General features: G+C 72.9%; 17 protein-coding genes. 15 read left to right on the top strand and 2 right to left on the bottom strand.

The window, feature by feature from the left end:
• Window positions 1-92: 92 nt before the first annotated feature.
• From IE274_RS01630 to obgE, 8 genes are all read left to right on the top strand, one after another.
• Window positions 93-2,153 carry a restriction endonuclease gene (locus tag IE274_RS01630; protein WP_190113704.1) on the top strand — a complete coding sequence of 687 codons (2,061 nt, stop codon included), beginning with the start codon at window positions 93-95 and terminating at the stop codon, window positions 2,151-2,153.
• A 156-nt stretch (window positions 2,154-2,309) separates the two neighbouring features.
• Window positions 2,310-3,527, top strand: coding sequence for a hypothetical protein (locus tag IE274_RS01625; protein WP_190113703.1), 1,218 nt, complete (start codon window positions 2,310-2,312; stop codon window positions 3,525-3,527).
• Window positions 3,528-3,573: 46 nt separating this feature from the next.
• The gene (locus IE274_RS01620; RefSeq protein ID WP_190113702.1) at window positions 3,574-4,374 is read left to right on the top strand and encodes a TIGR03936 family radical SAM-associated protein; all 801 of its coding nucleotides are present in this window, start codon (window positions 3,574-3,576) and stop codon (window positions 4,372-4,374) included.
• Window positions 4,375-4,639: 265 nt separating this feature from the next.
• Window positions 4,640-8,977, top strand: a complete 4,338-nt coding sequence (locus IE274_RS01615; RefSeq protein WP_190113701.1) for an Rne/Rng family ribonuclease — start codon at window positions 4,640-4,642, stop codon at window positions 8,975-8,977.
• A 321-nt stretch (window positions 8,978-9,298) separates the two neighbouring features.
• Window positions 9,299-10,669 (top strand): phospholipase D-like domain-containing protein, encoded by a 1,371-nt coding sequence (locus IE274_RS01610; protein WP_190113700.1) that lies wholly within the window; start codon window positions 9,299-9,301, stop codon window positions 10,667-10,669.
• Between the two features lie 254 nt (window positions 10,670-10,923).
• The gene (gene rplU / locus IE274_RS01605; RefSeq protein WP_030362614.1) at window positions 10,924-11,244 is read left to right on the top strand and encodes a 50S ribosomal protein L21; all 321 of its coding nucleotides are present in this window, start codon (window positions 10,924-10,926) and stop codon (window positions 11,242-11,244) included.
• Window positions 11,245-11,258: 14 nt separating this feature from the next.
• Window positions 11,259-11,513 (top strand): 50S ribosomal protein L27, encoded by a 255-nt coding sequence (gene rpmA / locus IE274_RS01600; RefSeq protein ID WP_030362615.1) that lies wholly within the window; start codon window positions 11,259-11,261, stop codon window positions 11,511-11,513.
• A 163-nt stretch (window positions 11,514-11,676) separates the two neighbouring features.
• Window positions 11,677-13,131 (top strand): GTPase ObgE, encoded by a 1,455-nt coding sequence (gene obgE, locus IE274_RS01595; RefSeq protein WP_190113699.1) that lies wholly within the window; start codon window positions 11,677-11,679, stop codon window positions 13,129-13,131.
• Window positions 13,132-13,379: 248 nt separating this feature from the next.
• Here the strand turns inward: obgE and IE274_RS01590 are convergent, their stop codons facing one another.
• On the bottom strand, window positions 13,380-15,473 hold the full coding sequence (locus IE274_RS01590) for a CDP-glycerol glycerophosphotransferase family protein (protein ID WP_190113698.1): 2,094 nt from the start codon (window positions 15,471-15,473) through the stop codon (window positions 13,380-13,382).
• A gap of 369 nt (window positions 15,474-15,842) precedes the next feature.
• Between IE274_RS01590 and proB the strand changes: the two genes are divergently transcribed.
• The 5 genes from proB to IE274_RS01565 all read left to right on the top strand — a co-directional run bounded on the left by proB (window position 15,843) and on the right by IE274_RS01565 (window position 21,436).
• Window positions 15,843-17,030, top strand: coding sequence for a glutamate 5-kinase (gene proB / locus IE274_RS01585; protein ID WP_190113697.1), 1,188 nt, complete (start codon window positions 15,843-15,845; stop codon window positions 17,028-17,030).
• Window positions 17,031-17,307: 277 nt separating this feature from the next.
• On the top strand, window positions 17,308-17,811 hold the full coding sequence (locus tag IE274_RS01580; protein ID WP_504740278.1) for a DUF8830 family protein: 504 nt from the start codon (window positions 17,308-17,310) through the stop codon (window positions 17,809-17,811).
• Window positions 17,812-18,138: 327 nt separating this feature from the next.
• Window positions 18,139-19,422 carry a glutamate-5-semialdehyde dehydrogenase gene (locus IE274_RS01575; RefSeq protein WP_190113696.1) on the top strand — a complete coding sequence of 428 codons (1,284 nt, stop codon included), beginning with the start codon at window positions 18,139-18,141 and terminating at the stop codon, window positions 19,420-19,422.
• Between the two features lie 164 nt (window positions 19,423-19,586).
• Window positions 19,587-20,225 (top strand): SCO2584 family spore wall biosynthesis protein, encoded by a 639-nt coding sequence (locus tag IE274_RS01570; protein ID WP_190113695.1) that lies wholly within the window; start codon window positions 19,587-19,589, stop codon window positions 20,223-20,225.
• 146 nt (window positions 20,226-20,371) lie between these two features.
• Complete coding sequence (locus tag IE274_RS01565) at window positions 20,372-21,436, top strand: SCO2583 family membrane protein (RefSeq protein ID WP_190113694.1); 1,065 nt, start codon at window positions 20,372-20,374, stop codon at window positions 21,434-21,436.
• Between the two features lie 76 nt (window positions 21,437-21,512).
• Here the strand turns inward: IE274_RS01565 and IE274_RS01560 are convergent, their stop codons facing one another.
• Entirely contained in the window at window positions 21,513-22,649 is a 1,137-nt protein-coding gene (locus tag IE274_RS01560; RefSeq protein ID WP_190113693.1) for a M48 family metallopeptidase, read from the bottom strand.
• A gap of 101 nt (window positions 22,650-22,750) precedes the next feature.
• Here IE274_RS01560 and IE274_RS01555 point away from each other — a divergent pair, with 101 nt between their 5' ends.
• Entirely contained in the window at window positions 22,751-23,104 is a 354-nt protein-coding gene (locus IE274_RS01555; RefSeq protein WP_190114153.1) for a hypothetical protein, read from the top strand.
• Window positions 23,105-23,213: 109 nt separating this feature from the next.
• Window positions 23,214-23,378, top strand: a complete 165-nt coding sequence (locus tag IE274_RS01550) for a hypothetical protein (RefSeq protein ID WP_190113692.1) — start codon at window positions 23,214-23,216, stop codon at window positions 23,376-23,378.
• The last annotated feature ends 48 nt before the right edge of the window (window positions 23,379-23,426 follow it).

The raw sequence follows: 23,426 nt of genomic DNA, 5'->3' as shown, positions 1-23,426 counted from the left end.
GGATGCTGGCTAAAGTCATCTCATAACCGCTGGTTGGAGGGCCGGCCAGCGGTTTTGGGGAGAGGTCGGCGTCCTGGGGAGGGCCTGCACGCATGAGTCGTCGCTCAAGTGGTCTTGTCGGTGTCTGGGCCGAGGTCCAGCGGCAGCAGCAACGCCAGCTGGAGGCCGAGGCCCGACAACGCCGGGAACAGGAGCGGCGGGCCCGTGCCGAGCAGCGCCGGATGGAGCGGGACTACCGCGAGTACCGGCAGGCGGAGGCCCGGCGCCTGACCCAGGAACTCGACGCGCAAGTGGAGTCCCTGCAAGGGCTGTTAGCGGCCGGCTGCCGTGCCCCCGCCTTCCGGGCGCAGGCCCTGCTGCGGTCCGAGGAGGTCATGCCGTTCTCGGCCGGACAGCTCGCGGTGCCGGTGCCCATGCCGGACCCGGACGTCTATCAGGCGCAGGGCGGCTGGACGCCGGGCCGCCGGGCCCAGGCGCAGGCGGAGGCGCGGGCCCGGTTCGCGTACGACTGGCAGGCGGCGCAGGCCGCGGAGGCCCAGCGGCAGCAGCAACTGGCGGCACTGCGGCGCCAGTACGACGCCTGGGTCACCAGTCACCTGATGGAGGTGCGCCGCCACAACGCGGGCATCGCCGAGGTCGGCGCGGGCGTCCGGAGCGGCGACGCGGAAGCCGCCGTCGAGTACTTCACGGCCGCGCTGTACTCCTCGACGGCCTGGCCCGAGGGCTTCCCGCGGCAGGTCTCCGCGGCCTACGACCCGGCGTCGCGCCAACTGGTGCTCGACTGGGAACTCCCGGGCTACGACGTGGTGCCCGAGGCGAAGTCGGTGCGCTACATGATCAACGCCGACGAGGACAAGGAAGCGCCGCGCCCGGTGAGCCAGCGCCGGGCGCTGTACCGGGGCGTCGTCGCCCAGTGCGTGCTGCTCGTGCTGCACGACCTGTTCGCGGCGGACGAGCACGGCGCGCTCGAATCCGTGGCGCTGAACGCCTTCGTCGACGACCACGATCCGGCGACGGGCGTCCGGGCACACATCTTCCTCGCCACGGTCATGGCCTCGCGGGCCACCTTCGCCGACCTCCGCCTGGCGCAGGTGGACCCGGTGAGCTGCCTGGTCGACGGCCTCCGCGGGCAGTTGGCGGCGCGGCCCGACCAGCTCTCCCCGGTGCGGCCCGCGCGCAGGCCGGACGACGTGGGCCAGCACGTCGCGAGCCACGGCGGCGCCGGCGCGGGGGAGGAACCGGATCTGCGGGACATGGACCCGATCGTGTTCGAGTCCCTGGTCGCCGAGCTGTTCCGGGCCATGGGCATGCAGGCGGTGATGACGCAGCGCTCGAACGACGGCGGTGTGGACGTCGACGCGCTCGACCCCACCCCGATCCGCGGCGGCAAGATCGTCGTCCAGGTGAAGCGGTACCGCAACACCGTGCCGCCGACGGCCGTCCGCGATCTGTACGGCACCGTCCAGGACTGCGGCGCCAACAAGGGCGTCCTGGTCACCACGTCGGGCTTCGGCCCCGGCTCGTACACCTTCGCCAACGGCAAGCCGCTGGAGCTGATATCGGGCCCCGAACTGGTCGACCTGCTGCACCGGCACGGACTCACCGGCCGCCTCGGCGAACGCGGCGGCGCGGCCCCCGAGCCGCCCCCGGCCCCCGCCCCGCGCCAGGAGGACTACAACGTCCTCGGCATGTCCTGGTCCGGCACCGTGGCCGTGGACGTCTGCGCCCTCGTCTGCGCGGGCGACCGCGTCCTGAGCGACGACCACTTCGTGTTCTTCAACAACTCCCGGACCCCGGACGGCTCGGTGCGCGCGCACACCGCGAGCCCGCCGGACAAGGCCGCGGTGCGCGTCGCCTTCGAGTCCCTGCCCGTGGCCGCCGACCGGCTCGCGCTGGTCGCCGCGGTCGACCCCGAGGTCAACCCGCACGCGGACCTGTCGGGCTTCACCGACGCCCGCATCCGCCTCCTGGATCCGGCGCTCACCGAACTCGGCACGCTCGAGGTCTCCGAGGGCCGCTCCGGCGAGACCGCCCTGGTCCTCGGCTCGTTCCGGCGCAGAGCGGGGGGCGACTGGGACTTCGTCCTCGGCGGCAAGGGGTACACCGGCGGCCTGGAGCAGCTCCTGCCGGACTACGGCATCGCCGTGGAGTAACCAGCCATCGCCGTGGAGCAGTCAGCCTTCGCCGTCGACTAGCCTGCCATCGCCGTGGAGTGACCCGCCGTCGCCGTGGCACCGCCCCCGAACGGAAAGGCAGAGGTAGGCGCGGAAACCGGGAGCCGGATGGCCCCCGCGTGCGTCTAGCACCACATGGACCTGGAGAAACGGCCCGCCGCACCCCCCGCGGAGCAGGCCGCGCAGCACCCGGCGGCACCCGCGCCGCAGTTCGCACCGAGACAGCCCCCCGCGCAGGCGGAGGGCTGTCTCGTCGTGGCCATCCGGTTGCCGGTGCGGATCGTGGCGCTGGTGGTCGTCGTGCCGGTGCGCCTGGTGTGGGACGCGCTCGTGGTGGCCGGGCGGTTCCTGCTCGACACCGCGCTGCGCCCTGTCGGCCGTGCGCTGGCCTGGCTCGGCCGGACCCTCGTGCTGCTGCCGCTGGGCGCGCTGTGGACGTACGTCCTCGCTCCGCTGGGCCGGGGGCTCGCGGCAGCCGGTCTCTTCCTCGGCAAGTGCCTGTTCGTCTGGCCCTGGGTGGGGCTGTGGCGGTACGTGGTCGTGCCGGTCGGCCTCGGGCTCGGCTGGCTCCTGCACCTGCTGCTCGTGGTGCCCGCGGTGGCGCTGTACCGGTACGTCCTGACGCCCGTCGGGCACGCGATCGCCTGGGTCGCGCGGGGCATCGGCGCCGGCGGCAAGGCGCTCGGGCGCGGTGTGCGGTGGCTGCTGCGGATGCTGTTCGTGGTGCCCGCGGTGGCGCTGTACCGATACGTCCTGACGCCGGTCGGGCACGCGATCGCCTGGGTCGCGCGGGGCATCGGCGCCGGGCTGATGTGGCTCGGGGCCGGGATCGTGTGGCTGCTGCGGGGGATCGGGTTCGTCGTCGGGACGCTGCTGCGGTGGATCTTCGTGGTGCCCGCGGTGGCGGTGTGGCGGTGGGTGCTCGCGCCGATCGGGCGGGGCATCGCCGTGGTGGCGCGCGAGATCGGGGACGCGCTCGGGCACGCCTGGCGGGTCGCGGGGCACGTGTCGCGGGCCGTGTGGCGGTTCTTCGGACAGCTCCTTCGGTGGATCTTCGTGAGCCCGGCGCGCTGGGTGTACCGCAGCGTCCTCACCCCGGCCGGGCACGCCGTCCGCGACCTGGTGTGGCGCCCCGCCGCCGACGCCGCCCGGGCCGTGGGCCGGGCCACCAGGCAGGCCCTGGCCACCGCCCGGCAGAGCGTCCGCCAGGCCCGTGCGGACGTGCGGCGCGCCCTGTTCGGCGGCGCCCGGGAGCGGACCCCCGTCGAGCGGGTCCCGCAGGCCCGGCGGGAACCGGACAGCGGCCGGGGACGTACCCTGGACCCTGGCACGACCGTACTCACGAAGGACTAGACCACTGGGCAAGCGACAGCCCGAAGGCCCGCCGCCCGCACCCGCGGTGCAGCGCATCCGACTGCGCTACACCAAGCGCGGCCGCCTCCGGTTCACCAGCCACCGTGACTTCCAGCGCGCCTTCGAGCGGGCGCTGCGCCGCGCCGAGGTGCCCATGGCGTACTCGGCCGGCTTCACCCCGCACCCGAAGGTGTCGTACGCCAATGCCGCACCCACCGGCACGGGCAGCGAGGCCGAGTACCTGGAGATCGCCCTCACCGAGCACCGCGACCCGCACACCCTGTGGGAGCTGCTCGACGCGTCACTGCCCGACGGCCTCGACATCACCGACGCCGTCGAGGCCCGCACCTCGGGCCTCGCCGACCGGCTCACCGCCTCCGTGTGGGAGCTGCGGCTGGACGGCGTGGCGCCCGCCGACGCCGAGCGCGCCGCCGACGCCTTCCGCGCCGCCGAGACCGTCGAGGTCCAGCGCCGCACGAAGAACGGCATGCGCACCTTCGACGCCCGCGCGGCCGTCGTGAGCCTCGACAGCCTCGGCCCGGAGGCGCTCGCCTCCCGTGCCGATAGGCCGAGCGACAAGCCCTGTGCGATACTGCGGCTGGTTGTGCGGCACGTGACACCTGCCGTCCGACCCGACGACGTCCTGTCCGGTCTCCGAGCTGTGGCCGACCTGGCGCCGCCGGTCCCCGCAGCGGTGACCAGGCTGGCGCAGGGGCTTTTCGATGAAGAGACCGGCACGGTGACCGACCCGCTCGCGCCCGACCGCGAGGCAGACATGGCCGCTCCGGCCGATCGATCCGATCGTTCAGGGGACGCCGCACCTGCCGCCGCGACGGCGCCGGAGTAGGGACGGTCCCGCGCAGGGGCGTTCGCCGAGAACACCGCAGCGCCGCCCTCGTACTCGGGAGCCACCTGGGTCGGGCGGCGCACTGACCAGAAGACTTTCGCCAGGCCGTCCGCACCAAGGGGCGTACGGAACCGGCGAGACAAGACACAGAGAGCTCCCGTGCGGCGCCCACGCCCCCGGATGGCGGCCCCGCGCAGCAAGCGAGAGCCGCGGACATGTCCGGTACAGGCGCGGCGCCCGGGAGCGTGACGGGAGAACCGCCCGCATGCTTGAGCCGAACGACCCCACTGAGGGTTCGAACAACAGCACACCCAGCGACACCCTGCCCCCGCGCCGCCGGCGCCGGGCCGCGTCGCGTCCCGCGGGACCGCCCGCGGGCACCACCACGAACGCCGGGCCGGCCATACCGGCCACCCCCGCCACCGCCGTGGACACCGCGAGCGACCTCGAGGACGAGGTCGAGGCCGAGGAGACGGAAGGGAACGCCGAGGCCGCCGCTGAGGCCGCGCCCGCCGTCGAAGAGGCCGCCCCCGCTCGTACGCGTCGCCGCGCGACCCGGCGTGCCTCCGCGCCCGCCGGTGCGCCCCAGTCCGCCGCCGAGGGCGACGCCCCGGCCGCCCCCGCCGCCGAGCCGGTGGCCGCAGTCGAGGAGCCCGCCGTGGCGGAGTCCGCGCCCGCTCGTACGCGTCGCCGTGCGACCCGCCGTGCCTCCGCGCCCGCCGGTGCGCCGCAGGCAGCCGAGGCCGAGCAGGCGTCGGCCGCCGTCGCCGAGAGCCCGGCCGCACCCGCCACCGAGGCCCCCGAGACCCCTGAGACCACCGAGGCCCCCGCCGAGGACGCCGCCCCGCGCCGCGCCCGCCGCCGCGCCACGCGTGCCTCGGCCGCGCCCGCCGCCGAGCCGCAGGCCGCCCCGGACGCGGAGCCCGCCACGACCGAGGAGGCCGTCGCGGCCGCCGAGACCCCCGAGGCCCCGGAGGCCGACGCCGCCCCGCGCCGCGCCCGCCGCCGTGCCACCCGCGGTGCCGCCGCGCCCGCCGCCGAGGCGAAGACCACGGAGACCCCCGAGGTCACTGAGGCCGCAGCGCCGCAGGCCGCCGCCCCGGACACCGCCGAGGCCCCGGCCGCCGAGGACGCCGCCCCGCGCCGCTCCCGCCGCCGCGCCACCCGCGCCGCCGCCACCGCGGCCGACACGCAGCCCGCCGAGGCCGCCGTGTCTGCCCCGGCCGACACCCCGGCCGCCGCGCCGGAGGCCGACGCCGCCCCGCGTGGGCGTAACGGCCGCGACACCGAGGCCGCCGAGCAGGCCGACGCCGACGCGCCGCGCGGCCGCACCCGCCGCCGCGCCACCCGCAAGGCCGCCGCCGGATTCACCGCGCCCGCAGCGACGGGCACGCGCTCCGACGACGACGCCGAGCGCCGCCCCGCGCGGCCCGCCGTGGCCGTGTTCCAGGCGCCCGTCTTCGCCGAGCCGATGTTCCAGACCCCGGAGCGCGCCGCCGCCGCTGCCGCCGCCGAGGCGGCCGAGCAGCCCGTCGAGCCCGCGCCTGCGCCCGCGCCCGTGGCCGAGGAGGAGACCGGCCCGCGCCGCCGTCGTCGCCGCCGCGCCGTGGACGAGCAGCCCGCCGCGCCCGTCGCGGCGGAGCCCGAGGAGACCGAGAAGGCCGTCGCGGCCGAGCCCGTCGCGGCTGAGGCCGACGCCGGGACCGAGACGGCCGACGAGGCCGCCGCCGACGACGTCGACGGTGACGACGCCGGTGAGCGGCACGGCCGTCGCCGTCGCCGCGGTGGCCGTCGCCGCCGTCGTGGCGAGTCCGCCGACGGCGCCGAGCAGTCGGACGACGCCGAGCAGTCCGACGAGCCCGCCGACGAGTCCGACGAGTCCGACGAGGCCGCCGCCGACCAGCCCGACGACGACACCGACGAGGCCGAGGGCGCGGGTGGCTCCAGCAGCAGCCGTCGCCGCCGTCGCCGTCGCCGTCGCGCCGGTGACAACGGCGAGGCCGAGCCGGGCGAGGGCGACCCGGAGCGCACGGTCGTCAAGGTCCGCGAGCCGCGCAAGAAGGGCGACGACTCGCCCTCCGACGAGGTGCAGTCCATCAAGGGCTCGACCCGCCTGGAGGCCAAGAAGCAGCGCCGCCGTGAAGGCCGCGAGCAGGGCCGCCGCCGCGTCCCGATCATCACCGAGGCCGAGTTCCTGGCCCGTCGCGAGGCGGTCAACCGGGAGATGATCGTCCGTCAGAACGGCGACCGCACCCAGATCGGCGTCCTCGAGGACAACATCCTCGTCGAGCACTACGTCAACAAGGAGCAGTCGACGAGTTACGTCGGCAACGTCTACCTGGGCAAGGTGCAGAACGTCCTGCCGTCGATGGAGGCCGCCTTCATCGACATCGGCAAGGGCCGCAACGCCGTCCTGTACGCCGGTGAGGTCAACTTCGAGGCGCTCGGCATGGCCAACGGGCCGCGCCGCATCGAGTCCGCCCTGAAGTCCGGCCAGTCCGTCCTCGTGCAGGTCACCAAGGACCCGATCGGCCACAAGGGCGCCCGCCTGACCAGCCAGGTCTCGCTGCCCGGCCGCTACCTGGTCTACGTGCCCGAAGGCTCCATGACGGGCATCAGCCGCAAGCTGCCCGACACCGAGCGCGCCCGGCTGAAGACCATCCTCAAGAAGATCGTCCCCGAGGACGCGGGCGTCATCGTGCGCACCGCCGCCGAGGGCGCGAGCGAGGACGAGCTGCGCCGTGACGTCGAGCGGCTGCAGGCGCAGTGGGAGGACATCCTCAAGAAGTCGAAGATGACCACCACCAGCTCGCCGAGCCTGCTGTACGGCGAGCCGGACATGACCGTCCGGGTGGTCCGCGACATCTTCAACGAGGACTTCTCGAAGGTCATCATCAGCGGCGACGAGGCCTGGGAGACCATCCACGGCTATGTCTCGCACGTCGCCCCCGACCTCGCCGACCGCCTCTCGCGGTGGACGTCCGAGGTCGACGTCTTCGCGACGTACCGGATCGACGAGCAGCTCGCCAAGGCCCTCGACCGCAAGGTGTGGCTGCCCAGCGGCGGCTCGCTGGTGATCGACAAGACCGAAGCGATGGTCGTGATCGACGTCAACACCGGCAAGTTCACCGGTCAGGGCGGCAACCTCGAAGAGACCGTGACGAGGAACAACCTCGAAGCGGCCGAGGAGATCGTGCGCCAGCTGCGCCTGCGCGACCTCGGCGGCATCGTCGTCGTCGACTTCATCGACATGGTCCTGGAGTCCAACCGGGACCTGGTCCTGCGCCGGATGCTGGAGTGCCTGGGCCGGGACCGGACCAAGCACCAGGTCGCCGAGGTCACCTCGCTCGGCCTGGTCCAGATGACCCGCAAGCGCGTCGGCCAGGGGCTCCTGGAGTCCTTCTCCGAGACCTGTGTGCACTGCAACGGCCGCGGCCTCATCGTGCACATGGACCAGGCGACGACGGCCGGTGGCGGCGGCAAGCGCAAGAAGCGCGGCCGCGGCGGCGACCAGGGCGCGGGCCACGACCACACGCACGAGACCGCCGAGTCCGGTGTCTCCGAGCAGGCCGAGACGGCTGCCGAGGTCGCCGCGGAGGTCGCCGAGCCGGTGGCGCTGCCCGAGCCCGCGTTCGTCCCCGACGAGGAGCTGTACAGCAGCCCCGCCGAGGCCGAGGCGGCCGCCACCCGGGGCCGTTCGCGGCGCCGGGCCACGCGCCGGGCGTCCGCTCCCGCGGGCGCGCCGAAGTCGGAGACGGCCGAGGTCGAGGCGCCCGAGAGCGCGGAGCAGGCCGAACAGCCCGACAAGGCCCCCAAGTCCGGGCGCGCGGCCAAGGGCGACAAGGCCGGGCGTGCCGAGAAGAAGGCCAAGTCCCGTGCGGGCAGGGTCAAGGCGGAGTCCGTCCCGGCCGAGGAAGCCGCGTCGGCCGAGGAGGCCCCGGCTGCGCCGGTCGCCGAGCCGGTCGAGGCCCCCGTGGCCGCCGCCGTCGAGGCCCCCGCCGCTCCCGTCGAGGACGACGCGGCTCCCAAGGGGCGTACGCGGCGTCGGGCGACCCGCAAGGCGACGGCTCCGGCCGGTTCGCCGAAGGCCGCCGACAGCGCCGAGGTGATCATCGCGGAGCCGGCCAAGCCGGAGCCGGTCGTCGAGGCCCCGGCCGCCGAGCCCGCCACGGCGGCGCAGGCCGAGCCGGTCGCGGAGACCGCCACCGAGGCCCCGGCGCGCCCGCGCCGCCGTGCCGTGCGCAAGGCCACCGCGCCGACCGCGTCCGCGGAGACGGCCGTCATGGTCGTGCCCGCGGCGGACAAGCCGTCCGAGGCAGCCGCGGAGCAGGTGTCCGACGCCACGGCCGAGGCGCCCGCCGCCGACGCCGCCGAGGAAGCCGCTCCGGCCGCCAAGAAGGCGGCGCGCAAGACGGCCAAGAAGGCCACCGCCAAGAAGGCCACCGCCAAGAAGGCCGCGACGAAGAAGACCGCGGCCAAGAAGACGACGGCGAAGAAGACGGCCGCCAAGAAGACGACGGCCAAGAAGGCGGCGAAGACCACCAAGAAGGCCGCCGCCGAGCAGTCGGGCACCGTGGTCTCGGCCCCGGCCGACGCGGGCTGAGGTCGGCCCGCGTGGCTGACAGCGACACAGTCGGCTGACACCGGCTGACGTCGCAGGGCGTCACCGCAGCAACGGTGCCCCCGGCACGGCGAGTTCGCCGCTGCCGGGGGCACCGGCGCGTCGGCGCGCGTTATGCGCGCCGGGCGGCCCCAATGTGCCGTTTTCGCCCGCTACTTGGATCGCCACGTCTTACCTGTAAGACTCATGCGGTTTGTAGTGGTGAAGAGTTGTCGTGAAGAGTTGACGAAGAGTCGACCGTGAGGACAGGACACCGGTGTGCCGTGGGGAGACCGCGCGCCGGAGTCAGGGGAGGGATGCACCATGGCGCAGCTGCGCCTCAAGGGCACGGGCCGCCATCGCGCCGTGAAACAGGTCAAGGGCGGGCGGCAGGCCGCGGCGCTCGCCACGGTCCTGTCGGCGGCGGCGAGCCTGCAGGCCGCGGGCACGGGCGCCGCCGGTGCCGCCCCGGACGACACGGCGGCGGCCACGCCGACGTGGACCGAGGGCCCGGTCTTCAACGACCCGCTCGGCACGGACGAGGCCCAGCACGCGATCCGCACCCGCCTGATCCAGCTCACCGACGCGGCCGTGCCCGGCTCGACCATCAAGGTCGCCGTCTACCACGTGTGGGAGGCCCCGGTCGTCGACGCGCTCCTGAACGCCCGTGAGCGCGGCGTCAACGTACAGATCCTGCTCGACTCGACGAGCCGCACGGACCGCCCGAACAACCCCTCGTACGCCAAGCTCGCGACGTCGCTCGGCACGAAGCGGACCGAGAAGTCGTTCGTCGCGCTGTGTCCCACGGACAAGTCCTGTCTGGGCGACCCGCGCCACGGCAAGTCGATCATGCACAACAAGTTCTGGCTGTTCTCCGAGGTCAAGGGCGCCCGCGACGTCGTCGTGGAGACCACGTCGAACTCGACGCCGTCCGCGCACACCAAGTTCTTCAACGACGCGCTGCAGCTCCCGAACAACCCGACGATGTACGACGCGTTCGCCGAGTACTTCGACGACATGGTCCGCATGGACTGGCGGGGCTGGGACTACCGCACGGTCAGCAACGGCCTCTACAAGGCGTACTTCTTCCCGCGCGAGGGCACGGTCAACGAGACCGACACCATGTACTCGGTCCTCAACAACGTCGCGTGCAGCTACCAGGACGCGAACGGCGTGCGGCGGCAGACGAAGGTCCGCGCCTCCATCTTCAAGATCACCCGCAAGCAGATCGCCGACAAGCTGGTCGCCCTGAAGAAGGCGGGCTGCGCGGTCGACCTCGTGTACGCCGAGACCGACAGCGCCAAGAGCCAGGGCGGCACCCCCGGCACCTGGGAGGCCCTGCACAAGCCCGGCGGTCCCGCGCTGCGCTGCTACAACGACGACCGGGACCCGCTCGTGCCCGGCCAGAAGCTGACCACGCCGTACATCATCCACAGCAAGTACGTCCTCATCGACGGCGTGTACGACGGCAAGCGCAACAAGGTCACCTTCACCGGCTCGCAGAACTACACGGCCCCCGCGCTGCGCGAGAACGACGAGGTGATCGTGAAGGTCGACGACGACTCGGTGCACGACACCTACCGCAAGCACTTCGACCGGGTGAAGAAGGTGGCCTGGCCGGGGACCAACGACAAGACCGATCTGTGCCGGGGCGTGAAGCCGCTGCCGCCGGACGGCGAGAAGCCCACCCGCTAGGGCGGTCGGAAGGCCGCCCGGCGGGACGGTGAGAAGCCCGCCCGGCAGGGCGGCGCGGACCCGGTTTGACCCGTACGGACGAGGCCCGTAACCTTGACCGTCGGCGTGTTCCTATGCACGTCCAACCCCTGTAAACCTCATTCCTCCCGGACATCACGCGGAATTCCGCGCGACATCGGGGAGAGGCCGTTCGTGCCCTCGGCGCGGGGCGGCTGGACTGCGGGGGTCCCGTTCCGAGCGAAAGAGAGATCCGCGTGTACGCCATCGTGCGCAGCGGTGGTCGCCAGCACAAGGTTGCTGTCGACGACATCGTTGAGGTTGACAAGATTTCCACCGCCAAGGTTGGCGACACGGTCGAGCTCTCGACCCTGCTCGTTGTCGACGGCGACGCCGTGACCAGCGACCCGTGGGTCCTTGCCGGTATCAAGGTCACCGCCGAGGTCGTGGACCACCACAAGGGCGCGAAGATCGACATCCTTCGCTACAAGAACAAGACCGGCTACCGCCGTCGTCAGGGTCACCGTCAGCAGTACACGGCGATCAAGATCACCGGTATCCCCACGGCTGCGAAGTAAGGGACTGAGACAAGATGGCACACAAGAAGGGCGCATCGTCCACTCGGAACGGGCGCGATTCCAATGCTCAGCGGCTCGGTGTGAAGCGCTTCGGCGGTCAGACCGTCAACGCCGGTGAGATCCTGGTCCGCCAGCGCGGCACCCACTTCCACCCGGGCACGGGCGTCGGCCGCGGCAAGGACGACACCCTGTTCGCGCTGGACGCCGGTGCGGTGGAGTTCGGTACCCACCGCGGCCGCAAGGTCGTGAACATCGTTCCGGTCGCCTGATCCCTTTCCCAGGGCTCAAGGCTCCGTAGAGCGGTTTTCTTCGCGAGGGCGGACCTCACTTCCCGGATTCCGGGAAGCGGGTCCGCCCTTCGCGTGTTGCAGTTGAGACATTTAGTACCTACGTATGCGGCGCTCGCGCCGTTCGTCACTGGAGGCACCCACCATGACCACCTTCGTGGACCGCGTCGAGCTGCATGTCGCCGCGGGTAGCGGGGGCCACGGCTGTGCCTCCGTCCACCGTGAGAAGTTCAAGCCGCTCGGCGGCCCCGACGGCGGCAACGGCGGCCGGGGCGGCGACGTCATCCTGGTCGTCGACCAGTCCGTGACCACGCTCCTGGACTACCACCACAGCCCGCACCGCAAGGCCACCAACGGCAAGCCCGGCGAGGGTGGCAACCGCTCCGGCAAGGACGGCCAGGACCTGGTCCTGCCCGTCCCCGACGGCACCGTCGTCCTCGACAAGCAGGGCAACGTCCTCGCGGACCTCGTCGGCCACGGCACCACGTACGTCGCCGCCCAGGGCGGCCGCGGCGGCCTCGGCAACGCCGCGCTCGCCTCCGCCCGCCGCAAGGCCCCCGGCTTCGCGCTCCTCGGCGAGCCCGGTGACGGCGGCGACGTCGTCCTGGAGCTGAAGACCGTCGCGGACGTCGCGCTCGTCGGCTACCCGAGCGCGGGCAAGTCCTCGCTGATCTCGGTGCTCAGCGCCGCCAAGCCGAAGATCGCGGACTACCCGTTCACGACGCTCGTGCCCAACCTCGGCGTCGTCACCGCGGGCTCCACCGTCTACACCATCGCCGACGTGCCCGGCCTCATCCCCGGCGCCAGCCAGGGCCGCGGCCTCGGCCTGGAGTTCCTGCGCCACGTCGAGCGGTGCTCCGTCCTCGTGCACGTCCTGGACACCGCCACGCTGGAGTCCGACCGCGACCCCGTCTCCGACCTCGACGTGATCGAGGCCGAGCTGCGCGAGTACGGCGCGGGCCTGGAGAACCGGCCGCGGCTCGTCGTCCTCAACAAGGTCGACATCCCCGACGGCCAGGACCTGGCCGACCTGGTGCGGCCCGACCTGGAGGAGCGCGGCTACCGCGTCTTCGAGGTCTCCGCGGTCGCCCACAAGGGCCTCAAGGAGCTGTCCTTCGCGCTCGCCGAGTTCGTCGCCGAGACGCGGGCCGCGAAGCCCAAGGAAGAGGCCACGCGGATCGTCATCCGGCCCAAGGCCGTCGACGACGCCGGATTCACCGTCACCCGCGAGGACGGGACCGACGGCGAGGACGTCGTCTTCCGCGTACGCGGCGAGAAGCCGGAGCGCTGGGTGCGCCAGACCGACTTCAACAACGACGAGGCCGTCGGCTACCTCGCCGACCGGCTCAACCGCCTCGGCGTCGAGGACCAGCTGATGAAGGCCGGGGCCCGCGCGGGCGACGGCGTCGCCATCGGCCCCGAGGACAACGCGGTCGTCTTCGACTGGGAGCCCTCGATGTCCGCCGGCGCGGAGATGCTCGGACGGCGCGGCGAGGACCACCGCATGGAGGCGCCCCGCCCGGCCGCACAGCGCCGCAGGGACCGCGACGCGGAGCGGGACGAGGCGGAGAAGGAGTACGACGAGTTCAAGCCCTTCTAGGCGGGTTCGGGCCGGAGGCCTTGGGCGGGGCGGCAACCGCTGCCCCGCCCGTTGCTGCCAGACCCGGCCTGCCGTCGAAGTGTGACCCTCGGCTGACAGCGAAGGGGCCCCGGAGCGAACTGCTCCGGGGCCCCTTCGCTGTCTCTACGGCACGGCGGGGACGAGCGTAACGGGTGGGCGGGTGGGAGAGCCCCGGCGTGGAGCGCCGGGGCTCTCGGCTGCCGCCCCCGGCCAAGGCCCACGGCCAGTCACGCCGACTCCAGCTCCTCCGCCGGGTCCGCGTCCATCGCCGCCTCCGCGGCGTCCACCGTGTCCGAGGACTCGTCGCGCTGCGCCGGGATCCCCGCCTCCTGGCGGGCCGCGGCGCGGGCGCGGCGGGCGTCGGACTTGGCCGACAGGGCCAGGGCCGCCGCGTTGAAGCGGACGATGGAGGGCGGGTCGGACGGGCCGAGGAGGTGCTCCTTCAGCTCGGCGCGGGCCTCCGCGTACACGTCCGTCTCCGGGGTGCGCACGGCCGCCAGGAGGGCGGGCACGCCGTCCGCCTCGGGCGCCAGGATCGTCGCGGCCCGCACCGTCGGGAAGCCGGAGCGGAAGTCCGCCTCGGACAGGCCGGAGGTGTTGGCGACGGCGTACGGCTTCTCGCTGCTGAGCCAGTCCGAGACGACCGAGGAGACATCGCTGATCAGCAGGTCGGCCTGGTTGAAGCAGGAGAAGATCGCCGGGCGGGACTCGGTGATGATCTGGTGCTCCCACTCGGGCAGCGAGGCCCAGTACGCCGACTCCCAGGCGGCGGTCGCCTCGGCGATCGCGGCCCGGCTGTCGCCGTCGGGCGTGCCCTGGAGCATCATCCGCTCCTGCTCGTCCACGCTCTTGCGGAACTTCTTGGCGGTGAGCAGGTTCAACGCGTCCGTGCGGGCGGCCAGCTCGGCCGCGGCCTCGGGGCCGGGGCGGGCGCCGGAGCGCTTCGCGGCGGCCTCGCGGATCATGGCCTTGATGCGCTCGTTGGCGGCGCCCGCGGCCGGGTTCTGCGAGCCGGTCATCGGGTGCGGCTTGTAGATGAGGCGTACGGCGGGGTCGGCGAGCAGGTGCCGGACGATGTTCTCGCCCGCGAGCACGACCGAGGTGTTGCCGGGGTTGCCGTCCCAGCCCTCCCAGGTCGGGGCGTAGAGGACGGTCGTGTACGCGCCCGTGGGCGGGCCCGCGTACGGGCGGATCGGCGAGAGCTGGGGGCGGCCGACCTCGACCACGTCCTTGTCCTCGACGCCGATGTCGGCGAGCTGGTAGCGGTCGCGGGCGGCGGGTCCCGCGACCCACACCTCGTCGTACGCCTTCGCGTACGGGTTGCAGGACGACAGCTTGTCGCTCTCGCCGTGGTTGATGAAGGCGTGCTTGAGCGAGGGGATGCGCAGGACCTGGGAGGTCTTCGCGGCGTTCGCCGGGTGCAGCATCATCTTCAGCGTCGACGTCTCCAGCGAGAACATCGTGGCGACCTTCGGGAAGCAGATGATCGGCACGTCCGTGGAGTCGATCTTCTGCACCATGAAGCGCTCGCGCAGCACGATCAGCGGGTTGCCGTCGAGCTGGGAGAGCGTGGAGAGCCACATGTTCGCCTGGTACGCGGACGTGGTGCCGCCGGAGAAGTACATGGCGACCGTCGGCTGGTACTCCGCCAGCCACTGGTCGAGCCATTCCATGACGGCCTGGTCGCTCTTCGCGCGCTTCTTCGGCAGCAGCCAGGTCGCCAGGTACGCGGCGCCGCCGCCCATCAGGACGACGGAGATGCCGAGGCCGATGCCGCCCCAGTACGCGTCGGTGGTGGCCGCGGTCAGCAGCAGGCCGGCCGTCGCGGGCACCGAGAACGAGAGCAGGCGGCGGGCCTGCTGGCGGGACAGGATGCGCGGCGGCGCGGCGCTCAGGTGCAGCGCGGAGGCGTCGATGTTGCGCGTGACGATCGGCAGCGTCCGGGCGCGGCGCACCATGACGGCGACGGCCTGGCAGAAGAAGTGCAGGGCGTAGAACGCGAGCAGCGTGATCGTCAGCGGCGACTGCTCGGCCAGCGGCTCGATGCCGTCGACGCGCAGCAGGCCGACGAGGATCAGCATGTCGCGCAGGAGCTGCCGGACGGTGACATCGAAGCGGATCTTGCCCAGGAGGGAGAGCAGACTCGGCTGCTTGTACTGCAGATAGATGTCGAGCGCGAGGTTCGCCGCCGCCGCGGCGACGAACACCGGGACGTACGGGACGAGCGCGGAAACGAGCTGTGCCGTGAAGAGCGCGAACATCGACAGCAGGGCGGTGAGCTGTACGACGCGGCGGCGGGGGGCGAGTCCGGCGGAGGGCACGGGCTTTGGCTCCTGGCGGGGGGCGTAACGGATGGGGGAGGGCGTTACGGGGCACTGCGGGGCAATGCCGGGTAAGCCGGTCATGCGGGGTCCGGACGTGTGGGCGACACTCATCCGGATTAGTGGAAGACCCCTGACCGTATGACGCTCGGTGCCTCGGTAGCAATCTTCCGTGACGCTAATCACCGGATAAAGGGGCAAAGGTAACGGAACCCAGAGTCCGAAATTCGGCCCCTTGACGACTTAGGGCCCCTGTACTTCCGTACGCCGGTCCGGTCGGCGAAACGCACGGGCGCTCCCGCCGCCTCCTCACGTACATTGCTGGTCCACAGCACATGGGGACCATTGGGGAAGTACGTGACAAGGGCCGTGACAGGGGCAAAGGGACGGACGGACGTCGCGGGGGCCCACCGGGTCGTCGTGAAGGTGGGGTCGTCGTCGCTGACCACCGCGTCGGGCGGGCTCGACGCGGACCGCGTGGACGCGCTCGTGGACGTACTCGCCAAGAGCCGCATCGTGGGGGTGGACCGAAGGTCCTCGGTTGAGGGCGGTGGTGGGAGACGGGCGGGCGGCGGGGAGCGCGAGATCGTGCTCGTCTCGTCCGGTGCCATCGCCGCCGGGCTGGCCCCGCTCGGCCTGCGCCGCCGCCCCAAGGACCTCGCCCGCCAGCAGGCCGCCGCCAGCGTCGGCCAGGGCCTCCTCGTCGCCCGCTACACCGCGTCCTTCGCGCGCTACGGCGTCCGCGTCGGCCAGGTCCTGCTCACCACCGACGACACCAGCCGCCGCGCCCACCACCGCAACGCGTCCCGCACCCTCGACAAGCTCCTCGCCATGGGCGCCCTGCCCGTCGTCAACGAGAACGACACGGTCGCCACCGACGAGATCCGCTTCGGCGACAACGACCGCCTCGCCGCCCTCGTCGCCCACCTCGTCCGCGCCGACCTCCTCGTCCTCCTCTCGGACGTCGACGGCCTGTACGACGGCGACCCGGCCGTCCCCGGCACCGCTCGGATCGCCGAGGTCACCGGGCCCGACGACATCGCGCACGTCAAGATCGGCAGCACCGGCAAGGCGGGCGTCGGCACCGGCGGCATGGTCACCAAGGTCGAGGCCGCCCGGATCGCCGCGGCCGCCGGCATCCCCGTCGTGCTCACCACCGCCAGCCAGGCCGCCGACGCGCTCGCGGGCCGCGACACCGGCACCTACTTCCACCCCACCGGACGCCGCTCGGCGGACCGCCTCCTGTGGCTCCAGCACGCCTCCGCGCCCCGCGGCTCCCTCACGCTCGACGACGGCGCGGTGCGGGCGGTCGTCGAGGGCCGCAAGTCGCTCCTTCCCGCGGGCATCGCCGCGGTCGAGGGTGAGTTCATCGCGGGCGACCCGGTCGAGCTGCGGGACACCGCGGGCCGCGCCGTCGCCCGCGGCCTGGTGAACTTCGACGCCAAGGAACTACCGCGCCTCTTCGGTCGCTCCACCCGCGACCTCGCCCGCGACCTCGGCCCCGCCTACGAGCGCGAAGTGGTGCACCGCGACGACCTGGTGGTCCTGCAGCCCTGACCCTGTCCGGGCCGTGCACCACCACCCCGCCCGGCGGTGCACCACCGACCCCGCCCGGCGGTGCATCCCTAGTCCCGCCCGCCCCGGAGACACCAGCGCAAATCAGGCCGAAAACAGGCGCGAACGCCGTGTCACGGCTGGCTCGCCCGAGGTGAAACTCCGCAAAACCGCCCCGCGGGACCGCTTGTCCTGCTCAACTTTGTTGCAAGGCAGTTCCGCACGACCGTTGCATATCCGCACCATCACTGGTTGACATCACTGGTTGAAGGAGGCCGTCGTGAGACGAGTGCGCCCAGGGGCGGCGTCCCGCGGGTCGGCTGAGCGTGCGCTGACAAGCGTCGCCGCGGGGGCGGCGTACGGCGGTGACGCGGCCGACGGTCACGACCGGGAGGCGCGCGAGCGCCAGGCGCGGGACGGCGACGACGGCGAGGCGGCCGACGCACCCCGCCTCTGGCACGTCACGCTCAGCGTGTCCGGCGCCAAGGCGCCCCTCCAAGAGGTCAGGCGCGGCCTGGAACAGCTCGCCCACGACCACCCCTTCCTGCTCACCAGCCGCTACGCCCAGGACCACGCGGAGATCCGCTACTGGGAAGAGGCCCGTGACCTGCACGACGCCGCCGCGGTCGCGCTGCGCCTGTGGGGCGAGCACCGGCAGAGCGCGCAGCTGCCGCCGTGGGAGATCGTGGGCCTCGAAGTCATCGATCGCGACACGTATCACCACCGGATCGCGGAGGGCTACGGGCCGCTGCCCGCGACGCCGGTCGGCGTCCACCCGTTCTAGCCCGCCCGGTCCGGCCTGCGGTTTCCGGGCCCCGGATCCGGGTACCCCGGCGGGGTTACCCCGAATGCGCGGGCGAGCCACCTCGTTCCGCGGTCGGTGGTCAATACCAGCCAGTCTCATGACGCCGGGCCTCGTGCGGCGGTGCACCCCGGACGGCGAGGGGTCCCATCCGGCGAGGGGTCCCATCCGGCGTCCCGTCCCCGATGGCGCGGCGTCGCGCACGGCGGCCCACCCCCGAGGCCAGGCGCCCCGCCCGCCGTCCCGCCCCACGTCTCGTACTGCGGAACAGCGTCTGGACGCCCTGCGACGCGCCGTTACGCTGCCCTCATGACCGCGCTCTCGCCCTACGACAACATGTCCCCGGTCGCCCAGGCCGCCTACCGCTCCCGCGCCGCCGCGGCCACCCTCGCGCCGCTGCCGCGCGCCGAGAAGGACGACGCGCTGCTCGCCATCGCCGACGCCCTCGAAGTGCGCACCGCGGAGATCGTGGCGGCCAACGCCAAGGACATCGCACGCGCCCGCGAGGCCGGTACCAGCGAGGCGATCGTCGACCGCCTCACCCTCACCCCCGAACGCGTCCGCGCCATCGCCGCCGACGTGCGCCACGTCGTCGCCCTGCCTGACCCCGTCGGCGAGGTCGTCCGCGGCTCCACGCTGCCCAACGGCATCGACCTGCGCCAGGTCCGCGTGCCCCTCGGCGTCGTCGGCATCATCTACGAGGCCCGCCCCAACGTCACCGTCGACGCCGCCGCCCTCTGCCTGAAGTCCGGCAACGCGGTGCTCCTGCGCGGTTCGTCCTCCGCGTACGAGTCCAACACCGCGCTCGTCCGCGTGCTGCGCGACGCCGTGCACGGCGCCGGACTGCCCGCCGACGCCGTCCAGCTCGTCCCCGGCGAGAGCCGCGAGTCCGTACGCGAACTCATGCGGGCCCGAGGCCTCGTCGACGTCCTCATCCCGCGCGGCGGCGCCTCCCTGATCCGGACCGTCGTCGAGGAGTCCACGGTCCCCGTCATCGAGACCGGCACCGGCAACTGCCACGTCTACGTCGACGCGCACGCCGACCTCGACATGGCCGTCGACATCCTCATCAACTCCAAGGCCCAGCGCGTCAGCGTCTGCAACGCCGCCGAGACCCTGCTCGTCCACGCCGACATCGCCGACGCCTTCCTGCCCCGCGCCCTCGACGCCCTCGCCGACGCCGGCGTCACCGTGCACGCCGACGAACGCGTCCAGGCATACGCCCCCGGCTCCAAGGCCACCGTCGTACCGGCGACCACCGAGGACTGGGAGACCGAGTACCTCTCGTACGACATCGCCGCCGCCGTCGTCGACGACCTGGAACAGGCCGTCGAACACATCCGGCTGTGGACCTCCGGGCACACCGAGGCCATCGTCACCACCTCGCAGCAGGCCGCCCGCCGGTTCACCCAGCTCGTGGACTCCACGACGGTCGCCGTGAACGCCTCCACCCGGTTCACCGACGGCAGCCAGTTCGGCTTCGGCGCCGAGATCGGCATCTCCACACAGAAGCTGCACGCCCGTGGCCCGATGGGACTGCCGGAACTCACGTCGACGAAGTACATCGTGACGGGCGACGGCCACGTGCGGTGACGGTCGTGCCGCGTGCCCGGGCACGGACGCGGCGCCGCGTGACGGTCGTGCGCGGCGCGCGGCACGTCGCGTGACCCCTGTGGGGTAGTGGGCGTTGAGGGTCACAACCGTCGAATTGCCTTTGCGTCTGCCCAAATTGCCCCTCCCAGGTCTACCCTGGACGGGTGCCGGAGGACGTGGGGGGTTCGCCGTTTCCCGACGGCTGGGAGCCCGACGACGACCGCGACCACGGGGGTGCGGACGAAGAGTTCGCCTCCGTGGTCTTCGACGAGGATTTCGTGCGGGCCGCCGAGATCCATGAACCCACCGCGGTGGAGCGGCTGCTCGCCGCCGCCCAGGCACGCGCCGAGGCATCCGAGGCCGAGGCCCGCAGGAGCCGCTCCCGCCGCCGCGGCCCCCATGGCCCCGGCAGCCCGGACGGCCCGGACGACGACTACGACGACTACCTCTACGAGGGCTACGGCAGCGGCGAGTTCGGCCGCGACGGCGACCTCGACGACTACGATGACCTGGGTGACCAGGAGTTCCTGGAGGACCGCCGAGGGCGCTACGGCCGCCGCGGCGCCAAGGTCCGCTGGCACCGCCCGGTGGCCTGGATGCTCGCCCTCCTGCTCGGCATAGGCATGGTCGCCTTCGCCTTCGCCGCGGTCTACCGGGGGGCGTCGTCCGGCCGCCAGGACCGGATACCCCCGCCCGCCACCACCGAGATCGAGCAGAACGCGGGCCCCAGCGACTCCGGCGGGCCGTCCGCGTCGGCGGAGTTCGGCCAGTCCCCGGTCCCCGCCGAACCCCGCACCCCCTGACCGCCGGGCGCATCCGCCCAGGCCAGCCCCGCCACGACCGCCCGCGTGCGCCGGTGTGTCCAACTGGGCCGTGTGCGTGAGGAGTTGTCAGAACTTGTCGTGTACCAGGGCGTTTACCTGACGGCCCGGAGACCTACCCTGAAGGTATGGGCGGGCCAGGAGAACCACCTGCGGGGACACCCGAGGGCGCTCCCGGTGGTGAGGACGAGTACCGATCCGTCGTCTTCGACGAGTCGTTCGTGCGTGCTGCGCGGCTGCAGGAGTTCTCCGCGCGGGAACGGATGGGCGATCACGCGCGCGCCGTGCGCCGCAGGCCCAACGCCCACCGCCGCCTCTCCCGGCAGGTCGTCGTCCTCGTCGTCCTCATCGCTGTCGCCTTCGGCACCGCGATCTACATGGGCGTACGACACCCGTACGGCAGCCCGGCCGCCAAACGCCCCGACCCGCTGCGGATGACCGTCATACCGCTCGCCCCGCAGGGCCGCGTGCCCGGCTCCGCGAAGGTCGCCGACCTGTTCGCCAAGAGCCCCGCCGCGCAGTTCCGCATCGGCGCGGGCGGCATCAACCTGCCCGCGGCCCGCCGCACCGCCCACTTCTCCGAGGGCCAGGTCGTCTCCGCGCTCGCCACCGCCAAGGACTACCTCGTGCAGTCCTCCCTCGACCCCGAGGTGCTTCTGGGCCGCGCCGTCCGCCCGGCCCGCGTCCTGCTCGACCCCGGCCAGCTCGACCAGTTCGACCGCAGCTTCGCGCACCCCGCAGCCGACGGCAGGCACGCGCCGACCGGCTGGCTGGTGCGGTTCGACGCGGGGCGGACGGCGCTCGCCGACCCCGGCGTGCGCGTCCAGGGCAGCCTGCGCGCCTCCGAGACCGACAAGAACACCCTCGAGGTCGCCTCGGACCACACCTTCGTCTACGCGCTGCGTGCGGCCCGCACCGGCGCCGGCGCACCCGCCTCCCTGTTCACCGTCCGGCGCGAGCTGCACTTCCGCTTCGACCGCGACGACCTGCGCATGCACCAGGCCGAACTGCTCGCCTCCTACGTCCAGGCCGGGCCGCTCACCTGCGCCGCCGACACCACCCGGCAACTGCGGCCGCTGCTCGCGGGCGAGAAGGCGACGGCGGGCGGCCCCGCGGGCACCGACCCCTACGCGACGGGGGACGCCACGGCGCTGTGCGGGACGCTGGCGGGGGCCGCCCAGCCTTCGCTGTGAGCGCGGCCTTCGCTGTGAGCCCGGCCTTAGCTGTGAGCGCGCGCCCGGTGGGGGCGCCGCTGCCCGGTGGGCGCTGCTAGTTGTCGGACGGGCGGTCCGCCGAGCCGTTGGACGCGGAGCCGCCGTCGCCGTTGCCCTGGCCGCCCTGCGAGCCCTGGTCGCTCTGGCCGCCCTGCCCGGTGAACTTCCCGCGCAGCTTGCCGCCCAGGTCGCCCGCGCCGCCCGCGATGTCGTTGACCAGCTTCATCAGCGGGTCCTTGCTGGTGCGCACGTTCTCCGCGTACGACGACGCGGACTGGCGGAAGGAGTCGCTGACCGACGTGTCCTTGTCCTCCTCGCGGCGCGGGTAGTGACCGTCCATGATCCGCTGGTAGTCGCGGGTCGCCGCCCACTTCTTCAGCTCGGCCGCGCGCACGGTGGTGAAGGGGTGTGAACGCGGCAGCACGTTCAGGATCTTCAGGACGGAGTCGCGCAGGTCGCCGCCCGCCTCGTACTCCTCGGCCTGCTCCAGGAACGCGTCCACGTTCATCTCGTGCAGGTGGTTGCCACCCGCGATCTTCATCAGGCCGCGCATGGACGCCTGCAGGTCCTGGCCGACCAGCAGACCCGCGCGGTCCGCGGACAGCTCGGACTTGCGGAACCACTCGCGCAGCGCGGTCACGATCGCCATGATCGCGACATTGCCCAGCGGGATCCACGCGACCTTCAGGGCGAGGTTCGTGAGGAACAGCAGGATCGTGCGGTACACGGAGTGGCCGGAGAGGGCGTGGCCCACCTCGTGGCCCACCACCGCGCGCATCTCCTCCTCGTCGAGCAGCTCGACCAGGCCGGTCGTCACGACGATGATCGGCTCGTCCAGGCCGATGCACATGGCGTTCGGCTTCGGGTCCTGCTGGACGTACATCGCCGGGACCTTCTCCAGGTCCAGGATGTAACAGGCGTCCCGCAGCATCGTGTGCAGGTGCGTGAACTGGGCGTCGGAGACCCGCACCGAGTCCGAGAGGAACAGCAGCCGCAGGCTGCGCTCCGGCAGCAGTCCGCTGAGGGCCTTGAAGACCGTGTCGAAGCCGCTGAGCTTGCGCAGGGCCACCAGGGCCGAGCGGTCCGCCGGGTGCTCGTACGCCCGCGAGGAGATGCCGGGGAAGCGCCTGCGCTGTCGGCTCGGCACGTTCTCCTGCCCGTCCCCAGCGCCGTTGTCGTTGCCGTCGGTCATGCCGCATCCCCCATGTCTTGTCCTCATTCCTGCCCCCGAGGTGGGGCCCAGCCTAGGCGGAGATACCGTGACAGGGCAGCACACAGAAGGAGTCATCCGCCATGGAGCACATCTCCGCAGCCGAAGCCCTCACCGTGGCCGCCCACGCGGCCGAGAAGCAGGGCGCGGGCAACCTGCTCCGCGTCGTGCTGATCGTGATGGTGGTGGGTTGTGTCCTGGTGGCGTGGCTACTGCTGAGGGGCTACCGACAAGGGAACGCACAGGAGCCCGGGGATGGTTCCCGTGATGCTGGGGGCGGTTCCGGGAACGCCGGGGACGGTGCGGTCGGTTCCGGGAACGCCGGGGACGGTGCGGTCGGTTCCGGGAACGCCGAGGCCGGTTCCCGAGACGGTGAGGACGGTTCCCGGGGCGGCGAGGAGCGCCAGGGCGCCGCCGCCGATGGCCGCGACGCCTGACGCCACGTACCGGAACGGCGGAGTCGGCGTGATCGGCGGTCGGGTGCCCGCATACGATGGGCCCCGAGTCTTTGTCCCGATCCCACAGCCCGGATAGGTCCTGCTGACGATGAGCCTCCAGAGCACTGCCACCGCCCAGCTGGTCTCCCTCGCCTCCGAGGGCGAGCACGCCGGCAACCACGAAAGCCTCAGCCCGTACATCACCGGTGGCGGCGCCCTCCTGGTGCTGCTCCTGCTGCTGTGGATCACCACCCGCTTCAACCGCGACCGCTGAGCCCCGGGCCGCCCGCCGAGGCGCCTTGGAACTGAGCCCCGCGACGGG

The organism is Streptomyces flavofungini (assembly GCF_014650815.1).
GTDB lineage: Bacteria > Actinomycetota > Actinomycetes > Streptomycetales > Streptomycetaceae > Streptomyces > Streptomyces flavofungini.
This window is presented reverse-complemented; position numbering and strand designations above follow the sequence as displayed.